Annotated in this window: 12 protein-coding genes; 7 read left to right on the plus strand and 5 right to left on the minus strand. The window is 62.0% G+C overall.

The window, feature by feature from the left end:
• Positions 1 to 2: 2 nt before the first annotated feature.
• The 4 genes from A0U94_RS11170 to A0U94_RS11185 all read right to left on the minus strand — a co-directional run bounded on the left by A0U94_RS11170 (position 3) and on the right by A0U94_RS11185 (position 6,578).
• Entirely contained in the window at positions 3 to 1,775 is a 1,773-nt protein-coding gene (locus A0U94_RS11170) for a tetratricopeptide repeat protein (RefSeq protein ID WP_077803408.1), read from the minus strand.
• 94 nt (positions 1,776 to 1,869) lie between these two features.
• Positions 1,870 to 3,336, minus strand: a complete 1,467-nt coding sequence (locus A0U94_RS11175; protein WP_062027830.1) for an HlyD family type I secretion periplasmic adaptor subunit — start codon at positions 3,334 to 3,336, stop codon at positions 1,870 to 1,872.
• A 2-nt stretch (positions 3,337 to 3,338) separates the two neighbouring features.
• Complete coding sequence (locus A0U94_RS11180; protein ID WP_062108131.1) at positions 3,339 to 5,489, minus strand: peptidase domain-containing ABC transporter; 2,151 nt, start codon at positions 5,487 to 5,489, stop codon at positions 3,339 to 3,341.
• A gap of 315 nt (positions 5,490 to 5,804) precedes the next feature.
• Entirely contained in the window at positions 5,805 to 6,578 is a 774-nt protein-coding gene (locus A0U94_RS11185) for an SDR family oxidoreductase (RefSeq protein WP_077803409.1), read from the minus strand.
• A 118-nt stretch (positions 6,579 to 6,696) separates the two neighbouring features.
• Between A0U94_RS11185 and A0U94_RS11190 the strand changes: the two genes are divergently transcribed.
• Together A0U94_RS11190 and A0U94_RS11195 are read left to right on the plus strand one after the other, a co-directional pair.
• The gene (locus tag A0U94_RS11190; protein ID WP_077803410.1) at positions 6,697 to 7,614 is read left to right on the plus strand and encodes a LysR family transcriptional regulator; all 918 of its coding nucleotides are present in this window, start codon (positions 6,697 to 6,699) and stop codon (positions 7,612 to 7,614) included.
• A gap of 79 nt (positions 7,615 to 7,693) precedes the next feature.
• Positions 7,694 to 9,148, plus strand: coding sequence for a protein adenylyltransferase SelO (locus tag A0U94_RS11195; protein ID WP_077803411.1), 1,455 nt, complete (start codon positions 7,694 to 7,696; stop codon positions 9,146 to 9,148).
• Positions 9,149 to 9,167: 19 nt separating this feature from the next.
• Here A0U94_RS11195 and A0U94_RS11200 read toward each other — a convergent pair whose 3' ends face one another.
• Positions 9,168 to 9,374, minus strand: coding sequence for a hypothetical protein (locus A0U94_RS11200; RefSeq protein WP_062027824.1), 207 nt, complete (start codon positions 9,372 to 9,374; stop codon positions 9,168 to 9,170).
• 250 nt (positions 9,375 to 9,624) lie between these two features.
• On the opposite strand from A0U94_RS11200, the gene A0U94_RS11205 reads away from it, so the two are divergent.
• Genes A0U94_RS11205 through bioD form a run of 5 tightly spaced genes read left to right on the plus strand, consistent with a single transcriptional unit; the run spans position 9,625 to position 14,149 of the window.
• On the plus strand, positions 9,625 to 10,902 hold the full coding sequence (locus tag A0U94_RS11205; RefSeq protein WP_077803412.1) for an adenosylmethionine--8-amino-7-oxononanoate transaminase: 1,278 nt from the start codon (positions 9,625 to 9,627) through the stop codon (positions 10,900 to 10,902).
• Positions 10,899 to 12,077: an aminotransferase class I/II-fold pyridoxal phosphate-dependent enzyme gene (locus A0U94_RS11210; protein ID WP_077803413.1), complete on the plus strand. Its 1,179-nt coding sequence runs from the start codon at positions 10,899 to 10,901 to the stop codon at positions 12,075 to 12,077. Before A0U94_RS11205 ends, A0U94_RS11210 begins: the two co-directional genes overlap by 4 nt.
• Positions 12,074 to 12,700: an alpha/beta hydrolase family protein gene (locus A0U94_RS11215; RefSeq protein WP_077803414.1), complete on the plus strand. Its 627-nt coding sequence runs from the start codon at positions 12,074 to 12,076 to the stop codon at positions 12,698 to 12,700. The genes A0U94_RS11210 and A0U94_RS11215 overlap by 4 nt, the downstream gene beginning before the upstream one ends.
• Positions 12,687 to 13,487, plus strand: coding sequence for a methyltransferase domain-containing protein (locus tag A0U94_RS11220; protein WP_077803415.1), 801 nt, complete (start codon positions 12,687 to 12,689; stop codon positions 13,485 to 13,487). The genes A0U94_RS11215 and A0U94_RS11220 overlap by 14 nt, the downstream gene beginning before the upstream one ends.
• A complete protein-coding gene (gene bioD, locus A0U94_RS11225) occupies positions 13,484 to 14,149 on the plus strand; it encodes a dethiobiotin synthase (RefSeq protein ID WP_077803416.1) in 666 nt (221 codons plus the stop codon). Before A0U94_RS11220 ends, bioD begins: the two co-directional genes overlap by 4 nt.
• The last annotated feature ends 143 nt before the right edge of the window (positions 14,150 to 14,292 follow it).

A 14,292-nucleotide genomic window follows, 5' to 3' on the forward strand; every position in this document is an offset into this window, starting at 1 on the left:
GATCAGTCATCGTCGTCAGGCTGCGCTTCGTCCAGAAGAGCCAGTTCGGCTTCGGCATCCCTGATGTTCTGCGCTTTCGCGCGTTCCAGCCAGATGCGTCCCTCAACAGGGTCAGTGACGCCTGCCAGTCCGCGGCAGAGGTAACGACCCAGCATCATCTGGGCCAGCCCGTTGCCACGCTGGGCAGCCTTGCGGAACCATATCTGCGCCTGAGGCCGGTTCTCGGGAACATCATGCCCACCGCCGTACAGCGCGGCGAGCGAGAACATGGCGTCCACATTGCCGCTTTCCGCAGCGTTTCGATATAGCGTCAGGGCTTTCTCGTGATCCCGGCGTCCATTGATGTTTCCGTCAACGAGCAGCCCGGCAACCGCGACCTGCGCCTCAGCCATGCCGGCGTCGGCAGCCTTCTCCATCCAGTACAGGGCCTGTGTCGGATCGGGTTGAACGTCACGACCTTCGAGCAGCATCCTGCCATACCAGTACTGGGCGTTGACCACACCATCCGCGGCCTTCTGCATCCAGCGCGCGGCCTCACGGCCGTTCTGCTCGCCTGTAACGCCTTCCGCATAACAGACGCCAAGATTGTAAGCTCCGACAAGATCCCCTTTTTCCGCCGCTTTTTCGAAGCGGGCATGCAGGGCCTGCTTCTCGTCAGCTGTAGCGGAGGCGCCTGCAAGGATCAGGTTTCCGAAATCCGCATCCGCATGCGTGTCCCCTGATTCGGAGGCGACTTTGAACCAGTGCGCTGCGACGTCAGGATCCTGATGGACACCGCTCCCTGTCAGATACAGCAGGCCCAGAGCCCGCGCCGCGCCCGCGTGCTTCTGCTCAGCCGCCAGACGATACCACCTGGCCGCTTCAACAAGATTGGGCGGTAGGTCTCCCCCATTGGCGCACAGATCACCGAGGAGTGCCGCAGACTGCGTGTCACCATTCGTCGCGGCCCGCTTGAGCCAGGTTTCCGCACGTCCGTAATGTCTGCGGATCCCGGTCCCTTCCAGAAGCATCAACCCGTACCGCGCCTGCGCCGTGACGATGTTGCGCTCGGCCGCCTCATGGAAACAGGTGGCGGCTCTGCCGAGATCGCGGGGCACGCCTGAGCCGGACTCGTACATCCGGCCAAGAATATCGAAAGCCGTTCCAAGGCCGCCTTTCGTCGCTTCCGTCAGATGCCGGGCGGCAGCGGCAAGCTGCTCGTCTGTCCGGGCATCCTCAAGAATGGCGAGGGCTACGCCGAGATGCCCCTGCGAACATCCGGCGGCGGCGGAACGGTCATACCAGGAGCGGGCCTGCGCCGGATCGCGCAGATCCTCCGGCCCATTCGTCAGGATATAACCCAGCAGAGCCTGTGCATCGGGCGATCCGGCCTGGGCAGCAATCCGGGCCCAGTGAATGCCAAGATGGAAATCCGGATGTCTGGGACCGGCCGAAGGCACGTGAGAAAGATCGAGCCCCTCATGTGTGGGCCGGATTTCAAATCCTTCCGGCAACCCGACCGTATAGAGCGTCGCCAGAACAAAAGCCGCTTCGATATGACCTGTCTGGGCGGACTGATAGATCCAGCGGGCACCTTCTTCCAGACTGGGAGGAACGCCGATCCCATCCAGATAGGCCCGCCCCACACGGAACGCGGCTTCCCCGTCACCCGCAGCAGCAAGACGACTGAGAAGTGCAAACCCCTGAACTGTCTTGCCGCTTTCCGTCAGGCGGATCGCATGGTCCAGCTTCCCTTTCGAAGAAAACAGGGCAGCAAGGCGGGATTTGAACGACATGGGCAGTGCGGATCCTGAGTAACTGTCATGCTGGAACGCCCGGACGGGACCAGGCGTTCCCCTTGAGCGTTTTTAGGAACGCTCCATGTCTTTGTTATGGCTCCCTCATGCCGTTCGTCAGAGCAGGCGTGATCTTGTTGAACAGATACTGCATCACGGTCCGCTTTCCGACATCAATATCAGCCGTCAGGGACATGCCTGGCATCGGATGGAAGAACGAGGGCTGGCCGTGCAGTGTGTAACGATCAATCCGCAGACGGACACGATAGACACTCGAGCCGGTTGAATCTTCGGGAGAAGCGTTTCCACTTGCACCCGCCCCGCCGTTACCGCCCTGCGACGACGGCGTAAAGGCATCGGCACTGATGATACGGACCGTTGCTTCCGCACCGCCATACTGGTCATAGGGGAAAGTCGCGAATTTCAGGAGCGCATGATCTCCGACCTGAACGAAGCCAACGTCCTGCGACCGCATCACGGCTTCCATCTCCAGCCCGTATCCCGTGGGAACAAGGGTGATGAACTGACCCGCTGACTGCAGGACGGAGCCGACCGACCCCTGCCCGATGGTCAGGACGATACCGTCTTCCGGCGCCCGCAGAAGAACCAGGTCCTGACGAAGACGCGCTTTTTCAAACGAACTGCGGTACTCCGCCAGATGGTGCCCGGCTTCCGTCAGTTCCGAATAGATCTTGGCCTGCCAGTTACCGATATAGCCTTCACGCTCGGCCTTCATGGCGGCCAGCTTTTTTTCGGCTGAATTGGCGCTCTGCTGGGCAGCGATTTCCGAACGCTCGGCTTCCATCAGATCGGTCTGGGCCCCGAGGGTCGACAGGCGGGAGCCAACCTGATCGGCCTGTTCGCGCTGACGCATTTGCAGAACTTCGGACGCAACGCGCATCTTGCTGCCATACATGGCCGCATTGGCACGATAACCCTGAATATCGCTCTCAAGACCTGCGATCTGCTGATCGTAGTTGTCGACATGCCCCTGATATTCGGTCTTGCGGCGCAGGAATGCGGCTCCCTGCTCCACGGATGCGGGCTCGTTCAGATCGACCTTGTATTCCTGTCCGGCGGCTTCCGCTTTCAGACGGTCATACTCGGCCTGATAGGCATCACGCTGCACCCGCATGTTCGTGATGTCGGCTTCGGTTACGGTCGGATCGAGATGGGCAAGCACCTGACCCTTCTTCACGAAATCGCCAACCCGGACGTCAATCGAGCGGATGATCGCCGTTTCCAGCGGCTGCACGACGATGGTCGGCTGCGTGGAGATCAGACGACCAGGCGTCGAGACAACACGATTGATCGGAAAGAGCGCCATGGCTGCCAGAGACGCCATGAACAGGCCTCCGATCAGGAGGATGACGTAACGCGCCGAGGGTGTGGCTGGAAGATTGACCAGCCCTGCCGTCGGCGAGTGGAATTCCAGAAGTGCCAACGGAATATCGTCAGGCGCAAACGGATCCGTAGCGGTACGCGGAATGTGCTGGTTGAAGTCTTCGTCGGTCTGCCGGGGCGTCCGGTCATCCTTCGGGATCATGTCGGAAGAGCTCATGATTACTCTCCTTCAGTCAGTTGCCCGGCAGAGCCAGGAACGTCGTTGTCTGTCATGTGCCGGTTCTGCTGGAGCCAGAGCATGCGGTAGATCTCGCAGCGTTCGAGCAAAACCCTGTGCGGTGCGATATCGACCAGTTTGCCCTTGTCCATAACGGCGATCTGATGACAGTTCACAAGCGAGGACAGACGGTGGGAGACGATCACCATCGTACGACCCTTGCCGATCCGCTGCAGATTGGCGTTCACGAGCGCTTCGGATTCCGGATCCAGAGCCGAAGTCGCCTCGTCGAGAATCATGAGCTTCGGATCACTGATGACCGCACGGGCGATTGCAAGCCGTTGCCGTTGTCCACCGGAAATATTGGTCGAACCTTCCTCGATCCATGTATCGTAACCGGCAGGCATGCGTTCAATGAACTCTTCTGCGCCTGCAAGACGGGCGGCGCGGATGGCGTCGTCAATCGTCAGTCCCGGACGGCCAGCCGTGATGTTGTCGCGAATGGTACCGCGGAACAGGAAGTTGTCCTGAAGCACCACACCGAACGAACGTCGCAGATGAGTCAGATTGATTTCCCGCAGATCCACACCGTCAAGACGCAGATAACCGGTATAATTGCGGCTCACACCCTGCAACAGACGGGTGATCGTCGACTTGCCGGACCCTGAGCGTCCCACAAGACCGAGCATCGTTCCCGCCGGGATATCGAACGTCACATCGTTCAGGGCTTTGCTGGTCGATCCCGGATATGCGAAATCGACACTCGCGAAAGACAGCGCGCCCTTGATGACGGGGCGCATCCCACTTGTCAGCGCCTTGGTTTCCGTAGGCTGGTTCAGAACCGTTCCGGCCTCGCCAAGAGAAACGCTGACTTCGTTGAATGCTTCCATCAGTCTGGCAAGATTGACCAGCGGACTGGCAACCCGCCCGCCCAGCATCATAAAGCCCATCAGAGCACCAGCCTGAATTGAACTTGCATTCGTGAGAATCAGGTAGGCACCGATCAGGATGATGCCGCGGTTGATGAAAATTTCAAACGGCATGGCAAGCGTCTGCGGCCAGCTGCTCATGCGTCCGGCCGCCAGCTTCCAGCGGACCACTTCGGCCGTCCGGTCATCCCAGATCTCGCGTCGCGTTGATTCCAGGGCGAGTGTCTTGACCGTCCGGATACCGGCCACCGTCTCGTACAGGACAGAGCCACGCTTCATTTCCGCAAAAACCTGCCGGCCGATGGTCCGCGTGACGGGGGGCAGGAAGATCACCACGATAAGACCGATGCATCCGGCCGCAGCCAGTGTCATCCAGGCAAGGGTAGCGCTGATGACGAAGAGTACGGGAAGGATCACGACAAGCGTAAAAAGATCCAGAAGGGTTGTCATCAGCTGGCCGGTCAGAAAGTCCCGGACCTTGAAAATGGCCATGAACCGGCCAAGAATTTCACCCGTCTGTTCGCGTTCGTAGAATTCGAGCGGCAGGGCCAGCAGCCGGTTGAAGGCATGCAGCGAAATCCGGGCATCCAGACGGGTGGAGAGAATCAGGGAAAGCTCGCGCCGGGCATAGGTCAGCAGGATTTCATAGAACGACAGGATGATGACAAACCCACTCAGCGAGATGAGGGTCGCCATGGAATGGTAATTCACCACCCGGTCGACAACCTGCATCACGATCAGCGGCGGAAAGACCTGAAGAATGCTCAGCACCATCGAGGCAAAAGCGATGTCCCGCATGATCTGCTTTTCGCGGAGCACCATTTTGACGAACCACAGCAGGTCGAACTTGGCGTCGGCCTCGGATTCATCCCGGCGGCGTTTGACCAGCAGGACATCGCCGGTCCAGACCTGCATGAGCCGCAGTTCATCGACCGGAACCGGCGCATCCCCGTCTCCGCCCATCGGATCACGCAGCCAGACCACGCCCTTTTCGGCATCGGCACGGACCATGAGACCGGCCGACCCGTCCTTGAACATCAGGACGACAGGCGGGGCATTGCGGATCTTGACCAGGTAGCGCCACCGAAGACGCATCCCCTTGGCGACGGCGCCCTGATCGTTCAACCATCTCGCCAGAGTGGCGGGGGACGGTGAATCCTCCCCCGGCTCGGCCGCAAAATCGCGGATATCCAGTTCCAGGCCGTGATAACGGGCTGCGGCCAGCACGGCATAAAGCCGGATGACGGTCGGACTGACTCTTCCGCCCGGGCCTGACAAGCTCTGGGTATGCTCCACGAAATGTCCTCTATGCTGTTGTCGCGCCAAGGGCGGACCAAAGGGCGGCACCAAAGGCAGGAACGCCAGTTCGTCTTCTCATGAATAGAGAAGACTCTCTTTTCCGTCACCACCCCTACAGGCCGGAACGGAAAAATACCTGACGCCAGCATAGTCCAGAAGGATCAAAAACTCATTAACAGCTTCAGGAACAGTCCAGTCTTGCAGGTGTGTTTTTCCTGTACCCGCAATGCCGAAAACCCATTACTTCGTCGTATAGCCACCATTGACCAGGATAGTCTGTCCGGTCATCCACCAGCCGTCCGACACCAGGCAACGGACGATCGGAACAATGTCTTCAATATCAGTCAGACCCGTGCGGCTCAGCGACGAGAGGGCTGCTGCGCTCTTGTGATAAGCCACGGCTTCCGGCGCTTCCTGACCATAAAAGAACGGCGTGTCCATCGGGCCCGGCCCAATGGCATTGACGGAAATGCCGCGGCTTCCGAACTCCTTCGACGCCGCGCGCGTCACATGCTCGACGGCAGCCTTGGAACCGGCATAGGTTGAATAGAACGGCGTGTAGGCGCCCAGCAGGGACGTGACGATCGTGAGCAGTTTGCCGTTGTCGTTCAGATGACGTCCGGCTTCCTTGATGAAAAAATAGGCTGCCTTCGCATTGACCGCGAACATCTCATCATATTCTTCCTCGGATGTCTCGAGGATCGGCTTCTTGAGGACTTTTCCGGCGGTGTTGATCGCAATATCCGGCTTTCCGAAGGCTGTGACGACCTCTTCGAACAGTCTGGAATTCGCGCTTGCGGTGGTCAGATCGGCCTGAAACGCCCGTGCCTGAACACCCCGTTCCGTGAGCGCCGCCACCGTTGCGTCCGCATCCGCTTTCGTGGCGGCGCTGTTGTAATGAATGGCGATGGCGGCCGCGCCCTGAGCGGCAAGGTCCAGAGCAATCAGCCTGCCGAGATTTTTGGCGCCCCCCGTGATGAGAGCGGTTTTTCCCTTGATGCTGTGATCGGCCATGAGAGGATGTCCTCGCGATGATGGATGATGACAGGGACTATGATTTGTCGGTAAATCCCGAAAAAGTCTGAAATTCTGATATCATCTGTCAGAATTTTCGAACAAACACGGAGCAATCATGGACCGGATCGACCTGCTCCGCATTTTCATCCGGGTTGCGGAAAGCGGCAGCTTCACGCATGCGTCCGATACGCTCCAGATGCCCCGCTCCACAGTCTCGACAGCCATTCAGGAGCTGGAAAACCGGCTCGGCACGCAATTGCTGGCCCGCACGACACGTTCGGTCCGCCTCACCGATGACGGGCAGATGTTTCAGCAGACGGCGCTGCGGCTTCTGGGCGATTTCGAAGAGGCCGAAAACCAGTTCCGCCTCCACAGCTCGCAGACCCGCGGCCATGTGCGGGTCAACCTGCCCAGCCGGATCGGGCGGCTGGTGGTCGCCCCCGCCCTGCCCGCGTTTCTGGAGCAGTATCCTGGGCTGGATATTGAGCTCGGAATGACGGATCGCAGCATCAATCTGGCCGAAGACGGAACGGATTGCGTGCTCCGGGTCGGCCCCCTGCAGGATTCCAGCCTGATCGGACGCAGGCTCGGCCTTCTGCCGGTCTTCAACGTCGCAAGCCCGTCCTATCTGGAGCGCTCCGGCATTCCCCGGACGCCAGATGACCTGTCGGCCCATCAGGCCGTTCTCTATGCCTCCCCTTCCACCGGGCGGATCGAGGCCTGGGAATGGGAGCGGGACGGGCGGGAAGAAAACCGCGCGGTTCAGGGACGCGTGACGGTGAACAGCGCGGAAGGGGCGGTTGCCTGCTGTCTGGCCGGGCTCGGCCTCGCACAGCTTCCGGCCTATGACGTCCTGCCCCATCTCCGCCGTGGAGAACTCGTGGACGTCCTGCCGCAATGGCGGGCCGCGCCGCTACCGATGACGCTGCTCTTCCCTCACAGAAAACATCTTTCCCGCAGGCTCGAGGTCTTTACGGACTGGCTGACGGGGCTTCTGGAGCAGCACTGCTTTCCGGATGACTTCCGGGGCTGAACCCGGAGGACGGGTCTTTCCTTTTGGACCTGCGTGGGCCATCTAAAGACAGACTTTTCCAGTCCTGATTGGATCTCCGATGCAGCTCTCCCGCATCTATGCGTCCCTGCCCGAACAGTTTTCCGCCCCCCTCACCCCAACGCCGCTCCGCAATCCGCAGGTCGTGGCGCTGAACGAGCCTCTGGCGCGGGAACTGGGGCTGGACCCGGACTGGCTCCGCAGCCCGGCGGGACTGGCGTTTCTGGGTCAGGGAAGCCGCCCCGATGGCGCGCCTCCGGTCGCAATGGCCTATGCGGGGCATCAGTTCGGGCATTTCGTCCCAAGCCTCGGAGACGGACGGGCGATGCTGGTCGGAGAAGTCACGGATCGGGCGCGGCGGCTCCGGGACATCCATCTCAAAGGCTCCGGGCCGACGCCGTTTTCACGACGCGGGGACGGACGGGCGGCTCTGGGGCCGGTCCTGCGGGAATATGTGGTGAGCGAGGCCATGCACGCGCTCGGCATTCCGACCACGCGCGCGCTGGCCGCCCTGACAACGGGCGAAAGCGTGATGCGCGAGACGATGCAGCCCGGCGGCGTCATCGTGCGGATCGCGTCCAGCCATGTGCGGGTCGGAACGTTCCAGTATTTTGCGGCACAGGGAGACACACGGAGCGTTCGCATCCTCGCGGATCACGTCATCGGGCGTCTGTATCCGGAGCTGTCGGAGGCCGAAAATCCCTATCTGGCGCTGCTGGACGCCGTCACGGCACGTCAGGCGGACCTGGTGGCGCGGTGGATGCTGGTGGGGTTCATTCATGGCGTCATGAACACGGACAACATGTCCATCGCGGGCGAAACCATTGATTTCGGCCCCTGCGCCTTCCTCGATGCCTATGATCCAGCAAAGGTTTTCAGCTTCATCGACCAGAACGGTCGTTATGCCTACGGAAACCAGCCCGACATGGCCCTGTGGAACCTCGGACGGCTGGCGGAGACACTGTTGCCGCTATTGGACTCCAACCATGAAAGGGCTGTTGAACAGGCCAAAAGCGTGCTGATGCGCTTTGATGGCGTCTTCAACGAAACCTATCTCAGCGGCTGGCGCAGAAAGCTGGGGCTGGCTTTGGAAGAAGACGGGGATGCCCGGCTGACGGGGCGACTGTTGACGGCCATGCATCGCGGAGAGGCGGATTTCACGCTCACATTCCGCAGACTTGGGGACGCCGTACGAAGCGGACGGACTGAGGACATCGTGTCGCTGTTCGGGCCGGACTCGAAGATTGAAGAGTGGATCAGGGACTGGCAGGCGCGGCTGGATCGGGAAGAGCGCTCCGCAGAGGCCTGCCATGCCGACATGCAGGCCACGAATCCGCGCATCATTCCGCGCAATCACCGGATCGAGGAGATGATCCGCTCAGCCGTGACGGGCGATTTTGCGCCGTTCCATCGTCTGACCGAAGCGCTGTCACATCCCTTCAAAGACGGGACGGACGGGTTTGAGACGCCACCGGCGGCTCATGAGCAGGTAAAAAACACCTTCTGTGGCACCTGATGCGCCACAGAACGACAGATCAGGCGGGCTGGGGCGTCAGCAGCCGACTGCGGTTGAACAGGCTTTTGACCTGGGCATAAAGCGCGCCAAAATCCGGCATGCAGGCATTGTGCAGCGCGCGCACGCTTTCATGCGTTGCATAAAACCGCAGGGTGTTCAGGCTTCCACACATGATGGCCGTTCCCAGAAAGACGCCATCAACATGAATGACCTTGGAACTCAGCATTGGTCTTCAACCTCGTCATGGCTCCCGCGTCGGGAGCACAGAATGTTTCTACGTTCCACACGGGCCCGGCTTCTGGGCTCCACCGATCCGGAACGCGTCACTAACGGGGCTCATGCCACATCGTTGCTTAATGGAACGTGACCTTTTTATGATACGGCGTGCCGTCTGCGGAACGATCCTGCCACTTCCCCAGGGCCCCACAGGGCGCGGGGGATGGACTCACCCCCGGCCATGCGGGAAAACGCAAACCATGTCTCGCAAAGCTCCTTCCGCTTCCCACACTGCCGCTGACCTGCCCCATCTGTGGCTGCCCTACACCCAGATGCAGACAGCCCCTTTCCCTGTGAAAGCCGTCCGCACCTCCGGCAGCCGGATCACGCTCGCGGACGGTCGCGAGCTTGTGGACGGCGTGGCCGCCTGGTGGACGGCGTGTCACGGCTACAGCCACCCGCACATCCATGAAGCACTGGCCCGTCAGGCCGGGCAGATGCCCCATGTGATGTTCGGCGGGATGGTGCACGAACCGGCCATCCGTCTGGCTGCGCGGCTGGCGGCGATGCTGCCGGGGGATCTGGAGCGCGTGTTCTTCACCGATTCCGGATCGGTCGCGATGGAAGTCGCGATCAAGATGGCCGTGCAGTACCACATCAACCGCGGAACCACGGGCCGGACAAAGATCCTGTCTTTCCGGGGCGGGTATCACGGGGACACGCTGGGCATGATGTCCATCTGCGACCCCGAGGAAGGCATGCACAGCCTGTTCGCCGGCGTCTTGCCTGAACAGGTTCTGGCCGATCTGCCCGTGGATGCGGACAGTCTGGTGCGGCTTGAAGCCCTGCTGGCGGAACGCGGCGACAGCATCGCAGCGATGGTCACGGAGCCGCTGGTTCAGGGCGCAGGCGGGATGCTGTTCCATGACCCGGAGATTCTGCAACGTCTGCGCGAACTGTGCGACCGGCATGGCATCCTGCTGATTCTCGACGAAATCTTCACCGGCTTCGGCCGCACAGGGACAATGTTCGCCTGCGAACAGGCCGGGATCGTGCCGGATATCGTAGCCCTTTCGAAGGCTCTGACGGGCGGCACCATGGCGCTGGCGGCCACCGTAGCCCGGCGGCATGTCTTCGAAGCGTTCCTGTCCGACAGCGCCGGGCACGCCCTGATGCACGGGCCGACCTTCATGGCCAATCCACTGGCCTGCGCGGTCGCCAACGCCTCGCTGGACCTGTTCGATTCCGAGCCGAGACTGGAGCAGGTGGCGGCGATCTCGGCCCAGCTTGCGCGGGAACTGGAGCCCTGTCGAACGCTGCCCGGCGTGAAGGACGTGCGTGTCCTCGGCGCAATCGGCGTGGTGGAGCTTGAAACGCTGGACGATCCCGACGCCCTGCGCCGTGCCTTTGTGGAACGTGGCGTCTGGATCCGGCCCTTCCGCAACATCGTCTATCTGACGCCCGCTTTTACGATCACACCCGAAGAAGTCACACGCCTGACGACAGCCATCGCGGACGTGTTGCGGGAGGCCGCATGAGCCTGTTCGACAACCATTTCACAGCCGCCCTGACCGAACGTGAAGCTGCCGGAACACGCCGGACCCTGCGCCCGGTGGTCCGGCAGGACGGCATGATCGTCCGCGGCGGGCGGCGGATGCTGGATGTGTCGTCCAACGACTATCTCGGGCTGGCGGATCACCCCCTGCTGCGTGAACGGGCAGCGGACTGGGCGCTGCGCTTCGGGACAGGCGCGCGCGCCTCCCGGCTGGTCAGCGGAACGTTGGACCTGCACCGGCAGGTCGAGACGAAAATGGCAGCCTTCAAGGGCTGTGAGGACGCGATCCTGTTTGCGTCAGGCTGGCAGGCCAATGCGTCCATCATGCCCGCTCTATGTGCACTCTCCGTCGCCCGAACAGGCGCGTCGATGCTGGTGTTTTCGGACCGCCTGAACCATGCCAGCCTGCATCATGGCTGCGCGGCGGCAGGCGTGCGGCAGATCCGCTTCCGGCACAACGACCTGTCCCATCTGGAAAGCCTTCTGGCTCGTGAAGCCGAAAAACCCGGCCTGCGGATGATCGTGACGGAGAGCGTGTTCTCCATGGACGGAGACCGGGCAGACGTTCCGGCGCTGCGGGCGCTGGCGGACCAGGCGGGCGCGTTTCTTTATATTGACGAGGCCCATGCGACCGGCGTTCTGGGACCGAAAGGTCGGGGCCTGTCCTGTGGGATGGCCGATCTGACGATGGGCACATGCAGCAAGGCGCTGGGCGGGATGGGCGCCTATATCGCGGGCTCGAAACCGCTCTGCGACTATCTGGCGAACCATGCCTCGGGCTTCATCTACAGCACGGCCCTGCCCCCTGCGGTTCTGGGCGCAATTGATGCGGCGCTGGATGTGATACCCGGTCTGGACGCAGAACGCGCCCGGCTGCTCGGACAGGCAGAGGGGCTTCGGACCATGCTGCACGACGCTGGACTGTCCACGGCGGACTCCACGACCCAGATCGTGCCCGTGCTGATCGGGGAGTCCGAACGCGCCATGACGGTGGCCGCCCGACTTGAGGACGCCGGGTTCCTGACCGTAGCCATCCGCCCGCCGACGGTCCCCGCAGGAACCGCAAGGCTGCGGCTGGCACTCCACGCCGGGCTGGAGGATGCCGCAATCGAACGCCTCGGACAGGCCGTCACCGCTCTGACAAGAGACGTTGCATGACACGCGCGCTCTATCTCGTTCACGGCTGGGGCTTCGATGCGTCCTTCTGGGCACCACTGCTGGCGCATCTGCCGAATGTGAGTGCGCAGGTCGTGGATTGCGGGTATTTTGGCGCCGCCCACCGCCCTGCCCTGCCCGACATGCCGTATCTGGCGATCGGTCATTCCGCCGGATCGCTGGCGCTGCTGGGGCAGGATCTGCCGGGATGTGAGGGGCTGGTGTTTTTCAACGGTTTTCCGCGTTTCACCGCCGCCGCCGATTTCCCCGACGGCACACCCGAACGGGTTCTGACGCGGATGCGCGCACGCCTGAAACGCGATCCGGTCGCCGTATTGCACGATTTTCGGGCCCTTTGCGGAACAGAGGCGCCCCTCCCCGGTGCGCCGGATGTGGACGCGCTGGACCGGGGGTTGGAGGCGCTTCAGCATCAGGACCGTCAAACGCGGGCAGCGGACTGGAGAAACAGGCTGCACTGGATGACGGGCACGGACGATCCATTCGGAGCCTCACAGGCCGGGTTTGCATCACCGGGAGAACGGGTCGCAGGCGGCCATCTCCTGCCCCTCACCCACCCCGGCCTCTGCGCGGACTTCGTGCGACGGAGGCTCGATGACGCGCCCTGACGTTCCCGACGCCACCCTGCGCCGCAACAGCATCGCCGCGCGCTTCGACGCAGCCGAGAGCTATGACGCCGCCGCGCATATCCAGCGCCGCTGCGTCACCGCTCTGATGGAGCGCATCCAGACGGCAACGGCGGAGCAGACACCCGCCTCCATTCTGGAATTTGGCTGTGGAACGGGCTTCCTGACAGCCCGGCTTACCGACCATTTCCCGCAGGCCTCCCTGCTGGCGAGCGATCTGGCTCCCGGCATGATCGCACGGGCCAGGCAGCACCTTGCTGAAAAATCCATCCGTTTTCACGTCATGGACGCCGAACATCCTGACGTTTCGGGACGGTTCGACCTGATCGCCTCCAGCCTGTGTCTGCAATGGTTTTCCAACAGAGCCGAGGGGTTACGCCGGCTCTGCGACCTGCTCGCGCCACAGGGGCGGCTGATGGTCACGACCCTCCTGCAGGGCAGTCTGGACGAATGGAAACAGGCCTGTCTGGCGGAAGGCGCGCCCTGCGGCGTGCCGGACTATCCGTCCGTCCCGACCGTGGAAGCGGAATGGCCCGGCAGCGGTGTGGGGACATGGGAGGTGCTGACCCTGCACGATCCTGTCGGCAGCGCGCGGGCGTTCCTGCGGGGTCTGCGGCAGATCGGGGCGTCCCTGCCCCGCCAGGACAGCACGCCGGCCAGCATCGCGGCCCTGCGCCGGGCCATGCGGCATTTTGATCAGAGCGGGTCCAGCGTCACCTACCGGATCGGCATCGGGACGTTCATAAAGACGGAAAGAACAGAGCCATGAGGGATATCTCGACGAACTGGCAGCGTGGCGTCTTCGTCACGGGAACGGATACCGGCATCGGCAAGACTCTCATCAGCGCCATTCTGTGCCGCGCCTGGAACGCCACTTACTGGAAACCGCTCCAGACCGGACTTGCGGACGAGGACGGCGATACGCCGACCGTGCGGAATCTGGCCGGCCTGCCTCCGTCCCGCATCATCCCGCCTGCCTACGCGTTTCAGGCCCCGCTCGCTCCGCTGGCGGCAGGCGATCTGGAAAACGTGACGGTCAATCCGGGACGGCTCGTCCTGCCTCAGGTATCGGGACCGCTTGTCGTGGAAGGCGCGGGCGGGCTGATGGTGCCGGTGCGTGAAGACATGATGATCGTAGACCTGATCGGGCGTCTAGATCTGCCGGTCGTTCTGGTCACGCGCAGCGGGCTGGGGACGATCAACCATACCCTTCTGAGCCTTGAAGCCCTGCGCCGGCGCGGTCTTCCGGTTCTGGGGGTGGTTCCGGTTGGGCCGCCCAATCCAGGCAATGAACGCGATATCGCACGCTTTGGCAAAACGCATATCCTGTTCCGGGTTCCGCAGCTTGACGCGATAACGGAAACAGTCATATCCGGATTATCCGGTCACGTTCCGTTACTTGATGTCTTGCAGCAACAGATTTCACAATAATGTGTCATCTCGGACGCATGCCATAAAAAGGCCGCGTCAGCCCTTGTGAAATAGCATCTTCGTCATAGAAGGACTCTTCGCAACGCAAGGCTTCCGGCGTATCGCTGGAACATCGGGCTTCGTTTCGGAGATGCCGACAGAAA

The organism is Gluconobacter albidus (genome assembly GCF_002005485.1).
In the GTDB taxonomy this organism is placed as follows: Bacteria; Pseudomonadota; Alphaproteobacteria; order Acetobacterales; family Acetobacteraceae; genus Gluconobacter; species Gluconobacter albidus.

What these genes read in the sequence shown, in the direction of transcription:
- A0U94_RS11170 (WP_077803408.1), bottom strand. Translation starts at nt 1,775, where the DNA reads ATGTCGTTCAAATCCCGCCTTGCTGCCCTGTTTTCTTCGAAAGGGAAG.
- A0U94_RS11175 (WP_062027830.1), bottom strand. Translation starts at nt 3,336, where the DNA reads ATGAGCTCTTCCGACATGATCCCGAAGGATGACCGGACGCCCCGGCAG.
- A0U94_RS11185 (WP_077803409.1), bottom strand. Translation starts at nt 6,578, where the DNA reads ATGGCCGATCACAGCATCAAGGGAAAAACCGCTCTCATCACGGGGGGC.
- A0U94_RS11190 (WP_077803410.1), top strand. Translation starts at nt 6,697, where the DNA reads ATGGACCGGATCGACCTGCTCCGCATTTTCATCCGGGTTGCGGAAAGC.
- A0U94_RS11195 (WP_077803411.1), top strand. Translation starts at nt 7,694, where the DNA reads ATGCAGCTCTCCCGCATCTATGCGTCCCTGCCCGAACAGTTTTCCGCC.
- A0U94_RS11200 (WP_062027824.1), bottom strand. Translation starts at nt 9,374, where the DNA reads ATGCTGAGTTCCAAGGTCATTCATGTTGATGGCGTCTTTCTGGGAACG.
- A0U94_RS11205 (WP_077803412.1), top strand. Translation starts at nt 9,625, where the DNA reads ATGTCTCGCAAAGCTCCTTCCGCTTCCCACACTGCCGCTGACCTGCCC.
- A0U94_RS11210 (WP_077803413.1), top strand. Translation starts at nt 10,899, where the DNA reads ATGAGCCTGTTCGACAACCATTTCACAGCCGCCCTGACCGAACGTGAA.
- A0U94_RS11215 (WP_077803414.1), top strand. Translation starts at nt 12,074, where the DNA reads ATGACACGCGCGCTCTATCTCGTTCACGGCTGGGGCTTCGATGCGTCC.
- A0U94_RS11220 (WP_077803415.1), top strand. Translation starts at nt 12,687, where the DNA reads ATGACGCGCCCTGACGTTCCCGACGCCACCCTGCGCCGCAACAGCATC.
- bioD (WP_077803416.1), top strand. Translation starts at nt 13,484, where the DNA reads ATGAGGGATATCTCGACGAACTGGCAGCGTGGCGTCTTCGTCACGGGA.